Genomic DNA, 19,305 nt, shown 5'->3' with positions numbered 1-19,305 from the left:
GTTCACTGAGCACTCGGTCGTGCCATCACGTCCCGGACCTGAACGACGGCCCCCGTTCAATCCGGCATCGGATGTCAGCATTCACTGAGGTTGACGGCGATTCGCAACGCCAGGCCACCTTCGGACGTTTCCTTGTATTTGGCGTTCATGTCTTGAGCGGTCTCCCACATCGTGCGAACGACGTCATCGAGTGACACCCGGGCTTCGACGGGATTGGTCAACAGCGACAGGTGTGCCGCCGTGATCGCCTTGATGGCACCAAATGCGTTACGCTCGATGCAGGGGATCTGAACCAGCCCGCCGATCGGATCGCACGTCATCCCCAAGTGATGCTCCATCGCGATTTCGGCGGCCATCGCTGCTTGCGGAGGCGTCCCACCGAGCCCTTCGGTCAGCGCCGCTGCGGCCATCGCCGAGGAGACACCGATCTCCGCCTGGCAGCCACCCATTGCCGCCGAGATGGTGGCGCCTTTTTTGAAGATGCAACCGATTTCGGCAGCCGTCAACAGAAACCGTCGCGATGCTTCCGGTGGTGGATCATTGAAGCAAAGGTGATACATCAACACCGCCGGAATGACCCCGGCCGCTCCATTGGTCGGCGCGGTCACCACACGTCCGAAAGCCGCATTCTCTTCGTTGACCGCCAGTGCAAAGCAACTGACCCAGTCCAGAACCCTCTGGAAGTCTCGCGGTTGCTGACGAATCGCATCCAGCCATTGCGTCGCACCTTCCGGACAATCGTGTCCCAGCAAGCTGGACGCCACCCCGAAAGCCCGACGTTTGACATTCAGCCCGCCCGGCAGGGTTCCCGCGGTGCGACAGCCCCGGTGCACGCTCGACAGCATCGCGTCGCGGATCGCATCAATCTCGGTGTGGATCTGCGTTGCGTCCCGAAGGACAAGTTCGTTGCGCATCACGATCTCGGCGATGCTGCAGTTGTTTTCCCGGCAATGTGTCAGCAGGTCCGACGCGCACTCGATCGGAAAAGGAAACGCCTTTGCGGTGGTCGGTTCGGCTTCGCCTTCGCGAACGATGAAACCCCCGCCGATCGAATAATACACGGACTGAATCGTGGATCCGTCGTCCAATATCGCCGTGAACCGCAGACCGTTGGGGTGCCCCGGCAACTGGATCTCTCGATGAAACACGATGTCTTGTTGGGGGTCGAAGGCGATCTGGCGGACGCCGTTGGCCGTGATTCGGCCGGACGCCTTGATCGATTCCAGTTCGGTTGGAATCGAATCCACTTCCACGGTTCGCGGGTCGGCACCAAGGAGACCCATTTGGACGGCCAGGTCCGTCCCGTGACCTTTGCCCGTCTTGGCCAGCGAGCCATACAGATCGACGACCAGACGGTTCACACGAGCCAGCTCCGCCGATGTTCGTTCGTCTAGAAACCGCCGCGCCGCTTGCCACGGACCCATGGTGTGGGAACTGGACGGGCCGATGCCGATTTTGAAGATGTCGAATGCGCTTAGGGACGGCATGTTATTGGTCCGACTCCGGCGGTGCGGGCAGGTCAAGCGTTACGGGAAAGCCCGGGAACTGATCGTCGGGCTGGGGAGACTCGGCGTCGAACAGCAATCGATACAGTTCGAATCTGACGGTATTCGACGGGCGGTCGAAGGTAACAAGGCCGTGGCCACTTCCTTTGCGGTGTTCGATCGCTTCGACCGAACGCTCCTCGGATGGTTTCAATTCATTGCTGCCACGGTCCGGGTTGCCGGCCGCAAACACGGTGATCCGATTACCAAGGTCATCGAAGAACCGGCCCGTCCATCGCTTTGCCTCGGTGTCCGCCAACGCGCTGGAAGACCGCGCGCTGGCAGACCGCGCGTTGGCAGACCGTTCGGTGGCATCATCCGATTCGGAATCTCGGGGCGGAACCGGTTGACCCGGTGCCTCGGGCCACCAGGCTCGGGGGAACCCGTTGGAAGTCCCGGGAACCATGAAGGCGACCGCCGAGTCTTCCCACTGATCGACCCCGTGTTGCAGAAGCATTCCGAAATGCTGGTCTCCGTGAAGCATGACGGCTCCCGCCGGTTGCAAGCACTGCAAGGCGCGGTCCCGCGCCGACTGTGGCCATCCGCCGCTGTCAAAATCAAGCTGGCTTCGCCGGAGTTTCTGTCCGGAGTGCGTCGATGCTTTGGCGAAGATGGTCTGGGAACAGACGATGCGAAAATATTCTGCCGAGGACTGCTGCGCCCAACGTTTCAGAAATGCTTCCTGGCGATCTCCAAGTAGTTCCAGCCCCGGAAGGTCATAGCGGCTTGGATCGGACCCACGACGCCTGCCTTGAAAAACCGACCCGGGACCGGTTTTGAATTTTCGGTCTTCCAGAATGGCGATGCTTGCTCCTCCGTACCGCATGGTCGTGAAGTACACATCGATTCCGCTGGGGCAGGGTTCTGGATCGACCGGCTTGGGCAGGTGGGAAACCTGTGTCCGCTGGACCGCGTTGACCCAGGGAACCGGCATGATGTAGCCGCCTTTGGCAAAGGCCGCGCCGTCCGTTCCACCGCCGGGCACGGCCCGTCCGCCTTGCCCCCACAGGTTTCCCTGAAAGACGTCATGGTCATCGGGAATGATGATGCTGGGTCGGTCCTTCAAGACGTCTCTCCAGGACCAACCGAATTGCCAATACTTACGCAAGTAATCCAACATGGCCTCTTCGGTGCCGGCTGACCGAGCAGCGCCAAATCCGCCGTAGCCTTCGTAGATCTGGTCGCCCGCAAAGAACACGAGGTCCGGGTTTTGATGCAGCACGTTGTCAACGATGCGGCGATTGGGAAACAGTTCTCCATGGTCACAGGAGAACACGGCGACGCGGAATTGGGGCTGGTCGCGGGGGTCGCTTCGGATTTCTCCCTGCCAGTGGCTGTCCTGGCCTCGCCAGCGATAGGCGATGCGGTAGCGACGCGAGCGTGTCGCATCCCAGGCGCCAATTTCAAAGGTTGCCGTTCGAGACAGCTTGTCGATCTCCGATTCTTGAGCGTCCGCCCACTGCCCGTCGTCGCTTTGGAGTTGCAGTCGAGCACGCCAGTTGTCGGCGGTTCCCAGCGGGGGAAAGTGTGCTGTCAGCCGCAGCGTCGCGTCGCTCAAGGTGTACTGAGACCACAGAATCGGGCCGAACGTTTGATCCGGGTGCGCCGCCAATCCCGGCCCACCGGCGTGCCAGTCACGAAATCCCCACGTCGATTCGCTTCCGCGTCCATTCGTGCCGGCCGATAAGGCGATGTTTCCCACCCAGGATCCCGCCGGCAGGTTGGCCCGAACCTGAAACTCGGATTGGTCTTCCGTGGACGCCTTCAAAACGGCTTGGCCGGCCGCAGAGACGAAGAGCGTTAGCCGGACCGGACCGTTCAGAGAGACGGAGTCATCGCCCAGTTGATCGGCCAGGACTAGCTTGCCATCACTTCGGATACCGGCGTCAACCGACGTCTGAGGGTGCACCAGTGCATTTTGATAGCCGTCCAGAGTGCCACGGATTCCGATCGAGAAACCGGCCCACGAACGCGACCCGGGGCGGCCGCCCCGCTCGATCAACCGGACATGCACCGACTGCTCGACCGCTCCGGAGGTTGCCTCGATCTGGTGCGTCAGCGAATGGACGGTGTGCCCGCGGCCGGAAACACCCCGCAATTCTCCATCGACCACCCGCCAGCGCGGCATCGGGTTGGCCCAAAAGCCCGGTCCGACCCAGGTGCGTGTTCCTTGCCAGTCACTGTGCAGTTCCGTGGAATCCGAGGCCACTTGGGCGGACGACGGGTTCGCAACCAGCAACATCGCGTGGAACAACGTTGTCAGAAGTAACACGGTGAGAAACAACGTTCTGGGAAATACGAAGCGGTAGGTCATGATCACGGCTGCCGGACGAGGAACGGGTTGTCGATCGCAAGATCCTTCCTCATCATGCCGACGTCGTGCCGTCCCGACAAGGTTCGGACATGCCGTGGTATCCGCTCGTCAGATTGATTCCCCGCGTCGTGGCGTCCATCGCTGCGTCGGAGTTCCCGTTGATGTATCAGTTAGCCGAATGGATTGCCGTGATGGCCAGCGGGATTTACGGGATGTTGCTGGCACGACAGCACCAGATGGATTTCATCGGCGTGTTCTCCGTCGGATTCATCGTCGCTTTTGGCGGCGGGACGCTTCGAGACCTGTTTCTTAATCGGCATCCGTTGTTTTGGATCCAGCACGAACACTATCCCGTGGTCGTGTTCGCGATCGCGGTGGCATTCTCTCTGGTGCCCCGCATCCCCCGGTGGGCCGAAAGAGCGTTGACGGTTTCGGACGCGCTGGGATTGGGGCTGTACAGCGTCGTCGGCGCGACGATCGCATTGGAGGTGGGGACGTCCCATTTCATCGCGGCAATGTTCGGTGTGATCACCGGAACCTTTGGGGGCGTGATCGGCGACGTGGTCTGCAACCGCGTGCCCAGCCTGTTCACTTCGGCGCCGTTTTTTGCGACGTGTGCCTTCGTCGGGAGTTGGTTGTTGTTCTTGATGGACGCCTGGGGGGTGGATCGGGCGCTGTCGTTTCCCCTGGCAGTCGGATTCATCGTCCTGTCGCGTCTGGCATCGCTGCATTTCGACTGGCGGATGCGGACGTTGGAGTTTGAAGATCCGGGCGAGTGACAAGTCGACGCCGGAATTGGCACCTCGTTGCCTGGACCGTCAGGCGGCTCAGAACGGATCGTCTGACTGGATGCCGAAGGGATCGTCGTCGGGCACGCCCGCGTTCGGTTCCGGTTGCGACGGATCCGGCAAGGTGCCGAACGGATCCTCCGTCGGTTCGGAATTCGGGACAAAGTAGGAGTCCGCAGCGGGTTCGGAGGACGTTTGCTGGCGCTCGGCCTGCTCGCGCTTTCGCTTCTGACGGTAGGATCCTGACATCATGCGGTCCTCCCTGCCTTCGCCCGCCTGGACAATGATTGCGGACTCCTGCAGCAAGTGCTTTTCCTTCACGTTGATTCCGTAGCATCGTGTCTGGCACAATCCGCAGCCGACGCACTGATCGGCGATCACGTTCGGCGCCAGGAACCCGGTGCCTTCGATCGGTTGGCCGTCGTCGTCAACTTCTGCACGCACCTTGATGTACTCAATCGCGTGGTAGCCGGCGGCGTTGCATTCTTGCACACAGAGATCGCAATCCTCGCGACCGGCCAATGGCAAGCACGTGTCGGAATTGACGATTGCCAAGCCCATGCGTGCCACTTTCTTTTCCTCCAGCGGCAACGCACGAATGGCGCCCGTTGGACAGACTTGACCGCACGCATTGCAGCTGGATTCGCATCCCGCCCAATCGGCGTTGACCATTGGGGTCCAAAGTCCTTCCAGGCCCTGTTGGAAGGCTTCCGGTTGCAGGACGTTGTTCGGACAGGCTTTGAAGCACTCGCCACAGCGAATGCACATTTGCAAGAATTCTTGCTCCGGGACGCTTCCCGGAGGTCGAACGGGGTGAAAGGCATCGGGAGCATTCAGATTTGCCCCAAACGTTTTGGTCATTCCGGCCATGGCGACCCCGCCGGCAACTGCCGCAGCGCTGCCACCGGCAAGCGACAGGAAGCCACGCCGTCCCAACGCGGTCTCACCCGTTGGCGGATCGTTCGGAGCTTTTAACTCCACCAAGTTCCACCGTTCCACGAATTTGATGGCATGAGTTGGACAGACACCGCCACAAGACTGACACAGGGTGCAGTCGGTGGTCCGAGTCGTGAAGTCAGGTTTGATGGCATCGAACGGGCAGATTTCCACGCACTTGTTGCAGTGGATGCAGCTGGATTCGACCTTCCGCTCCGTCACGCGGAATAGATTGCCCAAGGAGAAAACGGCTCCGCTGGGGCAGACGTACTTGCACCAGAATCGCGGACGCAAAAAACCCAGTGCCAGCACGCCAATGAACAGCGTGATCGAAATCAGGTGCCCAAGGTTCATCGCCGGCACCAAATGCCAACCGCGTAGCGAACCACTTTGCAGGGGATCCACCAGGAACAGCATGCCGCGCGTGATCACCGGGATCGCCGAAACAAAGCCGGAAACCAAAATGCCCAAGACGGCGCACACCAAGGTCCCCGCCAGCAGGTAGTACTTGATGTGGACCCACCAACCGTCGTTGCCGACGCGAAAACGAGTGACCCGCCTGCCGACGGCCCAGTCAAACAAATCGATGGTGGTTCCCAAGGGACACAGGTAACCGCAGAAACCTCGCGGGATCAGCACGCAGATCAGCAAGATGATGCCGGCCGCAACCAGCGACCAGACATAGCTGCGCGACGCGATCGCTGTGGAGAGGCTGACCAGCGGATCAATCGCCAAGAACAATTCCGCCGGGATGATCTCCTTGCGCCGCAAATTGTCCGCGTAGTGCGATGGCCAGGCGGTCGGATCGGACTGCCGCAAAGTCCACGGACCTCCACCAATAAGCAGCGTGTCCAAGGCGGCACTTAAATCGTCGGTTGATCGCAAACGAATCTGGTCCGTTGTCACCTCGACGACGTCGTAGCTGCCGGCCGCGCCGGACGCGGGGTCGGGCACGCTTTCGTCAAAAACAAACAGCTGCTGGTGAGCCGCGATGGGCGATTTTCCCGTCTCTCCACCGGAAAACAAGAACTCGCCCGATTGCTGGTCGACGCCGTCAAAACTCCAGCCCGGCCAGATTTCGCCGACCGGTGCGGGACGCGCCGAGTAGGGCCAACACACGACGAAGAACAAGACCAAAAAAGTCAGCAAGCAAATTGATTGAATCAGTCGGCGGACGGGTGCCGCCCGCCAGGAGATGCCCAACTGGCCCATCCGTTTTCGGAAACTCCCACGCTTTTTGGTGGCCCAGTCGGACTGCCAGGATGCGGGAACGATGCGGCGCAGCATGCGACCCGCCACCGAGTGCGACGGCGAACTGCCGTCGCGGATGCGTTTGAGAAACGGCAAGAAGCAATCCAGACGTAACAACGCGCCGGTCCGACCTCGGTCCAGAGTCGTCAGCAACACGAGCACGGCCACCGCGATCAGCAGACCCCCGACGGCCACCGTCAACAAGCTGGAGCCGTCAGACAGCGCGCGAGAAAGCGGATGGTCGGTCCAGCCGGCCAGCAGGACCGCCGTTCCCAGCATCGCGATCGCCGCACCAATCGCCAAGCGTCTCATGAGCATCCCCGTGAGGCCCGGTGGGGTTCGGCCCAGAAGTCGGTCCGGTGTTGAGGGGCCCAATACGCTTGGCCCCGGTTGTTGGTGCGCCGCATCTGCGTTTTCCCTCGCTCACTCAACGGGCGTTCCGGCAACCGCTTTGGCCGTGGCGTTGACGATCGCCTGGGAGGTGACCGTCGCACCGCTGGTTGCGTCAACTTCCGTCAGACTTTGTGTCTGCACGATCTGGTTTGGCGTGTCGGTGAGCGCCGCGTAGAACTGCTTCTCGGAGTGGGAGGTCACGCGGACCGAGCGAATTTTTCCGCCACCGACCTGAACGGCGACGTCCAACTTGCCGTTGTAGCCGATCGCGTTGCCCGTGTACTTGCCGTCGGCAAGAGTCGCCAGATCGACCTGGTCGAACAACCGGATCGCTTCGATGCTGTCGCGCGCACGCGACTTCATCCGGTTCTCGTATTCCTTATTCCGGAAGTCCTGGTTGTCGACGACACGTTGATAAATCGTGATCGCCTCCTCGGCCCGACCCGCTTGCCGCAGCGCGTCTCCGGCCAGCAGCAGGGCTTGATTGCTTTGTGAGGTTCGGCCAAACGCCTCGGCCAGCCGGACGGCGCGATCGAGTTCGCCCATCTCACCCAGCAATTTGATTGCAGCCAAAGGCAGGGATCTTCCACGTGTCAACTTCAACGCCATCGGCCGATTTCCGAGCCGCCAATAACATTCGGCCAACCGGATGCTCTCGCGACTTCCCGGATCGGGTTTCGCCTTTTGAAACCAGAACGCTGCTCGCGCGTAATCCTGCAGCAGCGTGAAGTACAAGTTGCCAAGAGATTCCATGTCGCGTCGCAGCAGGACCGGGTCATCCTGGTGCAGTGACAGAACGTGATGGACCAGTTTGATTCCGGAATGCCAGCGTCCCGGATTCTCATTGATGACCGACCAGATGTACTGACCCATGTTTTTGTGGCTTTCCCATTCCTTGGTCGGCGGTCGCAGTGGCCAGGACAAATCCAACGATTTGGGATAATCCAAATCGGTTGATTCAAACCATTCCGGCGGAGTTTCGCCGGCGGCCTCGATCACGGCTTTGATTTCCGATTCGCTGCGACGGTCCGCCGTTTGGGAAGCTGCGGAATCACCGGCTTGTTTGGGAGTCAGCTCGTAGCGTTTTCCCTTCAGGATGACAGCGTGAACCTTGGCAAACGGATAGGTTCGTTTTAGCGTTCGATCGCCAACGGTGGTTTCAAAGTCGAATTCCCGATCCGTTTTGCGGATCGATTGAACCTTTCCTTCAATGGTGGTCCCGTTGAGGAACTCGACCTGGTCCTGGCTGTAGCCGATCCCGGGGGCGAAACCGAGCAGCAGTGCCACCAGGAACGGGACAAGTCGTGAATAGCCAAAGGCTGGGATGGGACGCGACGTTGAAGACATCAACACAGTTCTCCTCGACGGCACGTCAGCCGTGGGGCAGGGGCGGGCGGGGGGCTAGCTGGACGACGCCACTTTCAATCAAAACACCGTGATTTGCGGTGAAATAAACCGCAAGGTGCTATCCGCCGGTTGAGGCCAGAAAATCCGCGGCTAGCGCCACGCGGCTCACCCAAAGTAGCGCTGTCCAGCTAGCGGAACGGGCTAGTCTAGCAAACGGAAGATCAAGCTGCGCAACCGAACCGCCATCGGCGACCGCCAAACGACGCCCGTCGGACCACCGATGGTGCTCTGTCCCCGTTTGAGGTCCCCGTTTGCGACCGAATCCCATCCAATTCCCGCATCGCCCGGTTATCGCCGTAGCTGCCGTCGCCAGACGGCGGAAATCCTTCCGTTTTCAGACAAAGCCTGGTTACCGACCAAGAGTGCTCCGACCAAGAGTGCTCTGTCCCCGCGCCGATTTCCCCAATTGCCCGACCAAGAGTGCTCTATCCCCGCGCCGATTTCCCCAAGATGCTCTGTCCCCAATTGCCCGTCCCGCGGAACGCCACGCTCTGGCGAGCGTAGCTACGTGTGGTCAGCAGAGCCCAGTGCTCTGTCCCCGGTTTTGCTGTCCCCGGTGTTGGGGATCGGATTGGGGTATCCTGCTGCGTTGATGTGGACGACTTTCCCCGCCGGATTCTTGATGATGCTTGAAACGATCAGAAAAAAATTGCTGTCATTGTTGGCGCTCTCAGTGTTGCTGCCCACGACGGCGCTGCTTGCCCAACCTCCCGCACAGGATGCAGTGACGTTGGTGGACGTGCGGAAAATCTGGGACCGCGCCCCGCACAACGCTTTTACCGATCTGATCCGGTTTCAGGACCGCTGGTACTGCGTGTTCCGCGAAGGGGACGGGCACGTTTCGCCGCATGGCCGGATCCGCGTGATCGAGTCGGCCGACGGAAAGAGTTGGCAGTCCGCCGCCCTGATCGAACGTCCCGGAGCCGATCTTCGCGACGCGAAGATCACCGTGACGCCCGACGGCCAATTGATGCTGTCCGGCGCCGCAGCGCTCCCCGCGTCGGCAACCCACCGGCATCAGTCGCTGTCCTGGTTTTCCGATGACGGACGCGATTGGAGCGAAGGCTTTCCGGTCGGTGATCCCGATGTCTGGCTGTGGCGCGTGACATGGCACGGTCCCCGCGCCTACGGGATCGGGTATGGGACGGCGGACAGCCGCGGAACCTTGCGTCTGTATCAAAGCGAAGACGGGAAATCGTTTCAGCCGTTGGTCGCCGATTTGCGAAAGAATTCGTTCGGGAACGAATCTTCGATCCTGTTTCGCAAAGACGACACCGCGGAATGCTTGTTGCGCCGCGACGGCGCAGAGAACTCGGCACTCCTCGGGACGTCCAAGCCGCCGTATCGCGAATGGAATTGGCGCGATCTCGGCGTCCGAGTCGGCGGTCCCCACCTGATTGAAATACCCGATGGCCGTGTCCTCGCCGCGGTCCGCTTGTACGACGGAGGCGCCCGAACGTCGCTGTGCTGGTTGGACACGGCGCGGGCGACGTTGACCGAATGCCTGGAGTTGCCTTCGGGCGGTGACACCAGCTACGCAGGACTGGTCTGGCATGACGACCACCTGTGGGTCAGCTACTACTCCGGGCACGAAGCCGATGCCTCGCACGCGACGACATCGATCTACTTGGCCAAGGTGAAGGTTCCATTGTCCGACAAGTGATGCAGCAGCTCGGATTTGCGACAGGTCGCCCTCTGGCGAGCGTGGCGACGAAGACGCCGCTGACACGCCTGGTGGACCGTCAGCCGTTCAGGGCGCGGAGCCGGCTGGCTGTGGCAAATTCGCTGTCCGATCGATCGGCCGCACCATGACCGGGCCGGACGCATTGATGGACGTGGCTTTGTTCGCTTGTCCCGGAAACTCGCCCCGCTCGGTCCGCCGTTCAACACCCTCGTGCAGGGATTGGCGATCCGGTGTCGGGTTGTCCGGCACGCTGTCACCGGTTTCCGATTTCCAGCGGTCGAGCAAACCACCAAGCCGCACCAAGACGTCACGATGCGAAGGTTGGCCTGCCAGGTTGTTCAGCTGGTGCGGATCGTCTTTGACATTGAACAGCATCTCGGCGGGTTGCGGGACGCGAGTCAACAACGCTTGTGCGTCGCTCAGCTCGCCTCGTTCGGCCGCTTCCCACAATTCTTTCGCCGCTTGGAAGCGGTACGCGGAACTTTCGCCGGCGATGCTGTAACGCTCCGGCCAGGCGTTCCAGATGTACAGCCAGTCGCCGGTGCGCACCGCTCGTTGGTGATTCTGGTACACGTGCCAGTTACGCTCGGCGAACGCCACGTTGCGCGCCGGTTCGGCCTGCGGATCGGCGAGCGTGTCTGCAAAACTGACGCCTTGGATCGAGACCGGCGCGGCGACCTTCGCCAATTCCAAGAAGGTGGCCGAGAAATCAATCGAACTGACCAGTGTGTCGGTGCGGCCTGTGGCGACACCGGGACCGGAGATGATCAGCGGTGTTTTGATCCCGCTGTCATACAGGTACGTCTTGCAGCGTGGAAAGGGGCGGCCGTTGTCACTGCAGTAGACGAAGTAGGTGTTGTCCGCGATCCCCTGACGAGACAGTTCCGCCATCAGTTCCCCGGCATAGTGATCGGTGCGACTAACTTCGTGGGCATAATCAGCCAGTTCCTGCCGGGTTCCAGGTCCGTCGTACATCATCGGCGGGACTTGAATTTGCCCCGGCTGGTAAGTCGGGGCGTGTTCGTCCGGCGTGAACGGCCGGTGGGCGTCGTGCGAAGCGAACCAGCAGAAGAAGGGACGATCCTTGGGACGATCCCGCAAGTGTTGCACCCACTTTTCGCATCCGGACGGTTTGCTGTCGGAGGAGACGTCAAACCCCAGTTGCCGCGGCGGTGCCATGTGATTCTTGCCGGAGATCACCGTGTGGTAGCCGCTCTGTTGAAGCTTCTGGATGAAGGTCACCTGGTCGGCCGGGAGCGCCGAATGCAACTCGGGAGCTCCGGTGTTGTGCGGGTAGCGACCGGTGATGATGCTCGCCCGGCTGGGCGAACAAGAACTGATTGTCAGATAAGCGTTATCAAAGACCAAGCCTTGGGAAGCGATTTGGTCCAGGTGCGGTGTCTGGATGACCGGGTTGCCATAGACCGAGAGGTCATCGGGGCTGATGTCATCGGTGAGAAAGAAGACGAAGTTCGGACGCTCCTGATCGGCATCGCCGTGCTCCCGATCGGATGGTTCCACCGCTTTGCCGTCGACGGTGATCGACAGGATGCCGAGGGCCTTCTGGGGGCTTCGGGGCTGCATCACGATTCGCAGCGATGTTGCCTGGGTGTCGACCGGATGAACGGTGCAGAACTGGTCGGCTTGGATCGGTGCTGGTTGATCGGACTCGGTGCGTACGCCTTGCCAGCCGGTCGGCGTCAACGCTTCCACGTGCCAGCGTCGCGGCAGGGCGACGCCTCGTCCGTCGTCGTAAAAGTACACGTTGACGGCATCGATCCGGGTGGGGCGTTGCAAGCGAATCTCCACCCACTGGTCCTGCCCAACTTGCGGCCAACTGGTCCAACGGCGGATGGTGGTGTCGGCCGACGAAATCGGTTCGTGAGGCATCCGCACCGCCTGGACGGTGTCGGCGGGGTGGCAGTGCGAGGAACTCGCCGAGGCGAATCGAAGTTGGTCCGGTGGATAATTTTGCGTCGCATCCAAATCCTCCCAGCGGATCCAGGGAAAGGCAGCAATCCGCAGCGTCGTCGCGCCGTAGGGAATCAGCGTGATCTCTTGCTGTCGCGCGTCGTCCGACGGCATGGCCGAACTGAGCGGCGGGGGGGACGCCGAATTGCGATTCAGTTGCCAGTCCGCCAGCGGGATGCCCCGCGTCTTCAGACGCACCGGCGCTGATTCTCGGGTCCAGGGATTTGCCGGGATCGTTTCATCAACTTCGACTTTGAACTTCCCCTGCGGTTGATTCGCAACGGGACCGGGGAGGGCATAATTCCAGGCATCTTTGGGACGCGCTTCCAGGTAGCCACGGTGCATCGCTGAATCCGGAACGCCTTCGGGTCGCGGAAGCACGACTTCTTTCCATTCCGGAGCGATGTCCAAGGCGTACACCAGCGGTCCTCTTTCGATCGCACGTGACCGGGCGAACCACTGGGAACTGCGCACCGGCATCGGAAATCGGAGCTCGATCGTGTCGCCGTCGTTCCAAGTTCGCTTGATCACATGCATCGTCCCGGCGGCAACGCTTTTTTCCTGCTGCCCGTCGACGCGGATTTCGCTGCCGTCGGCCCAACCCGGGATCCGCAGGTGCACAGGAAACGAAACCGGTTGATCGGTCTTGACCGTGATCCGGGTGTTTTCCTTGAAGGGGTACCCGGTTTCGGTGACCAGGGTGACTTCGGAGCCGTCCCCGGTTCTTGCCGTGACGCGGCAGGGGGCGTAGCTCACCGCAGCCAGGCCTCCATCGTTGGATGCCATCCAAAGGTGTTGGGTGAACTTGGGCCAGCCCTGGTGCAAGTTGCAGGTGCAACAGGGGTATCCCTGCAACAAGCCATAGACGACGCGGTCTCCGTTGTCATTGAAAAAGTCACGTTCCCCAAAGGTGACTTGGACCTGATTGGTTTGCTGAAAGTATTGTCGGGCACGATGATCGTCGGTGCACTGCGTCGGCAGTGCATTGAATGCGACCCGCTCCAAGTGGTCGGCGTGTGCGGGATCCCCGGTGATCTCGAACATCTTTTCCAGCGAGTACATCATTTCGACGGCCGAGCAGAGTTCCGAACCACGATCGGGCGCGTCGCCATGCATCCCCTCGTCACCTCCGTACAGCCCGTGCGGTTGGCCGTGGAAAGTGCGGATGTCGGCCAGCGCGGTTGCCACCGCATCCAGATGGTTCGGGTCCTGGTCCTGTTGCCAGCGGATCACGGGGGTCTTCATCATCTGGGCCAGATTCACGCAATGCAGCGCGTCTCCCTGGTCGGCCCGCAGGATGACTTTATTGTCTTTGCGGTTGAACCAATCGGTGACCGGTACCGTTTGCTGATGAATCAAATCGGCAAGGTCCAACAGGAATTCATCGCCGGTGACGTTGTACAGCCACAGCACCACCATCAGGTTGTCGCCGCCGCGCTGGGCTGCCCACCAGGACCCGCTGCGGGGATTGGAGGGATCGTGAAGCGGACGGTCGGGCAATTCACGCAGTTGGAATCGAAAATAGTCTGTCAGGCATTGGATGACTCGCTGGTCGCCGGTCGCCAGATAGTGTTGCTGCAGGATTTTTAGCATCACCATCCGCGGCCACCAATCATCGGGCTTGATGGTCTGGGCGCCGGGTGGCGGGGGAACCTCACGATCCGCATCCTTCAATTCGCGCGGTCCAATTTGTCCGTCGGGTCGTTGATTTGCCAAAGTCCATTCGATCCAACGTTGTGCTTTGGCCTGCAACGCCGGATCGTCCAGCAGTTTCGCAAGCGGGTACAGGCCGTCGATCCAATAGGGGCCGCGTTCCCAGGTGTCTCCGTCTCCACCCAGCCAAGCGTTGCGTGGCCCACAAACCTCCGGGTACCACTGGTCCAAATGACCGGTCATGCCGTTGGCCATGCGGGTCAGCTCGTCCCGGAGCCAGCCCTGGGGTTGGATCGTGCCCAGCGGCAGTTCGCTGTAGGGCTTGGTCGCCAGCGGAGCTCGGTTGAACACGTAGGGCGTGTTGGCATTGGCAGCGTTGTCGCCCGCGTTTGTCGTTTCGGACGGGTCGGAGTCATCGGGTTGTGACTTCGTCTTGGTTGCAGTTGACGTCTTGCCTTCAGTTGACGGGGCGGGCGCGGCCGATTTCGGTTTGCGATTTCGCTGCCGCATTTCTTGAACGGCCTGATCAAATTCGGTGACCGACAAAACGCCGACGTCATCGGCCCAGGCGTCCCATTTGCGACGCAGCCGCTGAAACGTGTCCGGCCGGTCAGCCGCCAAATCGTTCAATTCCGTGCGATCTTGAGCAATGTCGTACAGTTCCCAGGGTTCGTTGCGACGTCCGACCAGTTTCATGTCTCCATCGCGAATGGCGCGATTGCCTTCGTGTTCCCAGTACAAGGTGCGTGGGCGGATTTGATCGGAGTCGAACGTGGGGGTCAGACTGGTTCCCTGCATCGGTTGAGTGGGCTGGCCGTTGAATTGTTCGGGGTACTGGGCCCCGGACAGTTCCACAAACGTGGGCATCAGGTCGATCAGGTGGGCGGGTTGATGCCGCAGCGCGCCGGCGTCCTTGATGACGGCCGGCCAATGAAGAATGAACGGGGCGCTGATCCCGCCTTCGTGGTTTTCTCGCTTGTAGCGTCGAAACGGGGTGTTGCTCAGGTTTGCCCAGCCCTGGCCGTAACTGCTGGTCCATCCGCCGACCTTCGCCCAACTGGGATAGTTGTTGACGGTGTGCTGCTGGCCCTTGATTCCAAACAGCCCCGTTTCCTTGGTCCCGCCGTTGTCAGAGAGAAACACAATCAAGGTGTTGTCCAGTTCGCCGATCGCCTGCAAGTGATCGATCACGCGACCGATGTTCTGGTCCAACCGATCGACAATCGCCGCAAACAGCGACATCTTAAAGTCCATGTCGTCGCGTTGTTGGTCGGTCAGCGTGTCCCACTCCGGAACGTCCAGCGGCGAAAGCGGCCAGGAGTCATCGAGGATGCCCAACTCGACCAGTTGTTCATAGCGACGTTTGCGGAAATGTTGCCAGCCGTCGCGATACGTGCCGCGGTACTGACCAATATCTTCCGGTTTGGCGTGCAGCGGAAAGTGCGGCGCGTTGTAGGCCAGATACAAAAAGAACGGCTCGCGATCCTGCTTGCGCACCTGATCGATGAAGTGCAGCGCGTAATCGGTGAACACATCGGTGGTGTACCATTCCTGATCCGGATGCAGGTCGTTGACGGGATGTTCCCCAACCGGCAGGACGATTTCGTTGTTCAGATACACTTCCGTGCGAGGCACGATCGTGTAGTAACTGTCGATGTAGCCGCGTGTTCCGTAGAAGTGTTGAAAACCTCGCGCCGTCGGACTGCCTTCATCCCGCCAGCCGAGATGCCATTTGCCGGTCATGATCGTGTGGTATCCCGCCTGGCCCAAGACCTCAGCCAGGGTGACAGCGTTGAAGCTCAGGCGGTCGCGGTAGCCGTCGACTTGCAGATCGCCGGCCATGTGTCCGATGTCGGCCTGGTGTGGATACAGCCCCGTCAGGATGGAGGCTCGGGAAGGACAGCAGCGGCCCGTGTTGTAGAAGTGCGAAAACCGCAGACCGCCCGCAGCCAGCCGGTCAATGTTCGGCGTTTTGATTTCGCTGCCATAGCATCCGACATCGGAAAAACCCATGTCGTCGGCGAACAGCACGACGATGTTGGGGCGATCGTGCCGATCGGGTGAGTCCGCCGCGACGTTCGGCGAGTGAATGGAGGCAACGGTACAGACGCTGCTGAAGGCCAGCGTGAGCCAGAGGAATCGTTTCATTGCGAAAGCGAGACGGGCACGCGGCGGCGGGAGATCCGCCAGGCGTGTTCGGTCATCGAAAAGTCGGTGGGGGAGGGCGTTGGAACGGCGGTGATCCATCATAGTGGCCGCGTCGGGGGCACGCGAACCGACGGTCCGTTCGCGGCGCGATGACCCGACGTGCTGGATCAACTCTGGCTCAGTTTGATTCCGGTTCGTCGATCGTGGAACCGCCGGCGCCACGGATTCGTTGAGACTCGTTTTCAAACTCTTTCAACCATTTCGCGGTGATCGCGCCGGCCAGCCCGCTTTGCGGCGATTCGGTCAATTCGTCCGCCGTCGCTCCCCAGTAAAAACTGATCCAACCATCGACGTGTTTGGACGAACGGCGAACGAATTCAATCAGCTCGTCCGGCGAACACTTCATCGGGAACATTTCCTCGACGACGATCGGTTTGCCAACCTCGTAGGCCAACAGCGATTCGACGGCACGGTCCAGTTTTCCCGACTCCGGGTAAAAGTGCACGGCGACGAAATCCAGCTCGTCACCGACTTCGGGGGAATGAAGCAGGGGCTTTCCGCCGCCAAAGACAAACACCCAGGGAATCACACCGACCGTGACCAGATGATGGTCGTCGTGCCGCTTGATCGCGCCGGTCATCTGCCGGATCCACTGTCCCGCCAACTCCTGTCGGGTGCGTCCATCCAGGTCCAGTGAAAGTCGCTGGACAAAGAACTTGCCACCCAGTTCACCGCCCAACCATTCGGTCGCCGGTTCCTTTCCGGGCAAGATCGGTTCATTCATCAGGTCGTAGCAAAACACCGCCGGGCTCTCGTGACAGGTCTTGGCGATGGATTCGCAGAACAAGGCCTGCACGTTCCAACGATCCTGTGCGGAAAGTGAGTCATACCAAGGGGGAATGTTCTTCTTGTGGTAACAAGCCAAGCCGGTGATGTCCAAATACAGTCCGACGTCTTCGGCCAGATGCAACAGCTTTGCCAACTGTTGCAACGCCCGGTCGTTGGGGCGGTCGGGTTGATCCATGAACTTGCCCAGTTGCAAATGGATCCGGACGCAGTTGGCACCCAATGCTTTGATTTCGCGGAAGTCCTGTTCCACGGTGTCCCAGTGCTCCATCCAGTACTCGTCCAGCAATTGCCCGTCACGGTCGTGATCGTAGTTGACGCCCCAAACAACAAACGGTTCTTCGGTTCCGTCGTAGACAAAATGCTTTCCGTCCGAGCTGACGGCGATCGGCCGCAAACGCTGTTCGCTTGCTTCCGCGGATTCGTGCGGTGCATTCTCTTGGCCAGTCGCCATGCGCGCCACAACGCCGGTGACGGACAGACACAGCAACAGGGGAAGACGAAGCGACGCAAAGAGACGATGCAACGGGTTCATGGGTGGCTCCTGATTGCAAGTCGTCGCAGGTCGCCCTGCGACACCTTTGGACGTGGCGGAAACTCATTCAAGTGACGCGCCGTGCGCCGGCTGCAAGCGATCATCCTGCAGATCCAGCCGATACAAGATCTGGTTGTAATCGTAGCGTGGGGTCGGCGGCGGTGAGTCCGCAAACTGTTTGGTGTAGGTCCCTTCAAACAGCAGGTACGGGCTGTCGGGGTCGGTCAATTCCGGATGAACCCGGGGGTTGTAAAACGTATAGTTATCATGGCTGAGGATTTTGATGGCCGGTCCCCAGGGGCCGGTGGGCGCATCCGATTCCGCGTACCACAACTCGCCGAATGCCGAGGGATCGCCAAACCGTTGCATGAACACGGTCACCCAGCGGTTGCGATGCGCATTCCAAGCGATCGACCCGCTGTGGGGGCGGACCGCCTTTTCGGTGCCATCACCGGCAACCAGTTTGGCTTGGGGACGCAGCGTTTCCCATGTCTGCGGATTTTGCCAGGCTTCGAAGGTGGCCGGCATGCGCATGGTCGGAAACGGGTCGCCAAACAATGCCCAGCGGTGTCCGGAAGCATCGTTCCACAATGCGACGTGACCCATCGGGGCGGGCGGTGGTTCGGGCGAGTCGTCGGTCTTGCTCCACAGCACCTGCGACCGCTCAAAGCGCTCCGTGCCGTCATCCCAAACACACAGACCTCGCTCGTAGGCTTCCAGCGGTGGTCGGATCTTGGTGTAGGTCGCGACCAGGTGCGGCTGGCCTTCGTGATCGTTCAAGCTGACGTAGCCGCTCAACCAGGTCGGACCGCTGCCGGGCATTTTTGCGACCCCACGCAGACGCTCCTCGTCATCGCGAAAATATTCGTAATCGATTTGCAGCGGCGGCCGGTCGTGATTCAGGGGCCGCAGCGACGTCGTGGCGCTGCTGGAGTCAAAGATGCCCAGCGGGTAGCGCGCCAGCGTGGTGTCGCCCCACAGCCAAAACAGGCGACCGCGGTGCGTGGCCAACTGGACGCTGTCGCAGCCATAGACGCCCGTCTCAGTGAAGCCCGCGGGAGGCTCGGAAAACTGTTGTCGGTGGACAAACTGTCCGGCACCCGTCAGCCGGCCGACGCGTTTGGCGATGATCGTTCGATGCACTTCAACACGCGCGGAGCCTCCGCGTTCAGGAGTCAAGCGGACGCCGCGAATGCCAAATCCGTCCGCCGCGACTTCATACCCGCGTCCATTGACGTCGAAAAAGACTTCTCGCCCCATCAGGTCGGACTGATCGATGGCGATGACGCCCGCGTTGTCCGTGACGAACTCGACTTGATGCGTGGTGGTCAGCGACACCAGTGGAACGGGCCAGCCGTTCTCCTGATCAACGACTTCGATGCGAAAGGGAGCGTCACGATCGGCCGCGGACACGGCAAGGAGTGGGCACCAAGTGATCGTGCTGATCCAGAGCAGGCCGAGCAAGGCTGTGAATGCTGTTCGACGAATGGGATGATCGGATGGGCTGAGCAAAGCGGAATCCTGTGCTGTTGGAATCCCAACTCGGCAGCCTCACGTTGAAGCAAAACGCTCGTCGGTTGCGGGCTTGATGTCGCAACCGTTGCAGACGGTGGCTGAGCCGCATCTTCGACGCGTAGGCGAGCGTCGCTCTCTGAAGTGCCGCAGTCCGGCGGTCGGGGAAACCTGGCCGGACGATCCTACCACGTTTTCCGGCCGACTTCACCCGAATCAACCCCTTGACCAGAGTGGGTGACTCACGGTGCGCCGTCAGCTAGTGGTTCCCGTGTTTTGGATGTGACCAGCGACGTCGTACTTGGCCAGTTCACCCTTGCTTG

The 19,305-nt window shown here is 60.7% G+C and carries 9 protein-coding genes; 2 read left to right on the top strand and 7 right to left on the bottom strand.

Annotated elements, in window-relative coordinates; all coding sequences use genetic code 11:
* Positions 1-74: 74 nt before the first annotated feature.
* Together FYK55_RS16080 and FYK55_RS16075 are read right to left on the bottom strand one after the other, a co-directional pair.
* Positions 75-1,487, bottom strand: coding sequence for an L-serine ammonia-lyase (locus tag FYK55_RS16080; protein WP_150077468.1), 1,413 nt, complete (start codon positions 1,485-1,487; stop codon positions 75-77).
* A gap of 1 nt (position 1,488) precedes the next feature.
* On the bottom strand, positions 1,489-3,816 hold the full coding sequence (locus FYK55_RS16075; RefSeq protein ID WP_161604548.1) for an alkaline phosphatase D family protein: 2,328 nt from the start codon (positions 3,814-3,816) through the stop codon (positions 1,489-1,491).
* Positions 3,817-3,947: 131 nt separating this feature from the next.
* On the opposite strand from FYK55_RS16075, the gene FYK55_RS16070 reads away from it, so the two are divergent.
* On the top strand, positions 3,948-4,637 hold the full coding sequence (locus tag FYK55_RS16070; protein ID WP_150077466.1) for a trimeric intracellular cation channel family protein: 690 nt from the start codon (positions 3,948-3,950) through the stop codon (positions 4,635-4,637).
* Between the two features lie 48 nt (positions 4,638-4,685).
* On the opposite strand, the gene FYK55_RS16065 is transcribed toward FYK55_RS16070, so the two are convergent.
* Both FYK55_RS16065 and FYK55_RS16060 read right to left on the bottom strand, forming a co-directional pair.
* Positions 4,686-7,145, bottom strand: coding sequence for a 4Fe-4S binding protein (locus FYK55_RS16065; protein ID WP_235908730.1), 2,460 nt, complete (start codon positions 7,143-7,145; stop codon positions 4,686-4,688).
* A 111-nt stretch (positions 7,146-7,256) separates the two neighbouring features.
* Positions 7,257-8,573 (bottom strand): FMN-binding protein, encoded by a 1,317-nt coding sequence (locus FYK55_RS16060; protein ID WP_161604546.1) that lies wholly within the window; start codon positions 8,571-8,573, stop codon positions 7,257-7,259.
* 682 nt (positions 8,574-9,255) lie between these two features.
* Here FYK55_RS16060 and FYK55_RS16055 point away from each other — a divergent pair.
* Positions 9,256-10,296, top strand: coding sequence for a sialidase family protein (locus FYK55_RS16055; protein WP_235908729.1), 1,041 nt, complete (start codon positions 9,256-9,258; stop codon positions 10,294-10,296).
* 87 nt (positions 10,297-10,383) lie between these two features.
* Here FYK55_RS16055 and FYK55_RS16050 read toward each other — a convergent pair whose 3' ends face one another.
* From FYK55_RS16050 to FYK55_RS16040, 3 genes are all read right to left on the bottom strand, one after another.
* A complete protein-coding gene (locus FYK55_RS16050) occupies positions 10,384-16,089 on the bottom strand; it encodes a sulfatase-like hydrolase/transferase (protein ID WP_161604545.1) in 5,706 nt (1,901 codons plus the stop codon).
* Positions 16,090-16,267: 178 nt separating this feature from the next.
* Entirely contained in the window at positions 16,268-17,470 is a 1,203-nt protein-coding gene (locus tag FYK55_RS16045) for a cellulase family glycosylhydrolase (RefSeq protein WP_315854048.1), read from the bottom strand.
* Between the two features lie 63 nt (positions 17,471-17,533).
* On the bottom strand, positions 17,534-18,982 hold the full coding sequence (locus FYK55_RS16040; protein ID WP_201743729.1) for a hypothetical protein: 1,449 nt from the start codon (positions 18,980-18,982) through the stop codon (positions 17,534-17,536).
* Between the last annotated feature and the right edge of the window lie 323 nt (positions 18,983-19,305).

This window comes from Roseiconus nitratireducens, from assembly GCF_008629675.1.
Classification (GTDB): domain Bacteria; phylum Planctomycetota; class Planctomycetia; order Pirellulales; family Pirellulaceae; genus Stieleria; species Stieleria nitratireducens.
Note: the sequence above shows the minus strand (reverse complement) of the source record. Positions and strands in the feature narration are given on the sequence as shown.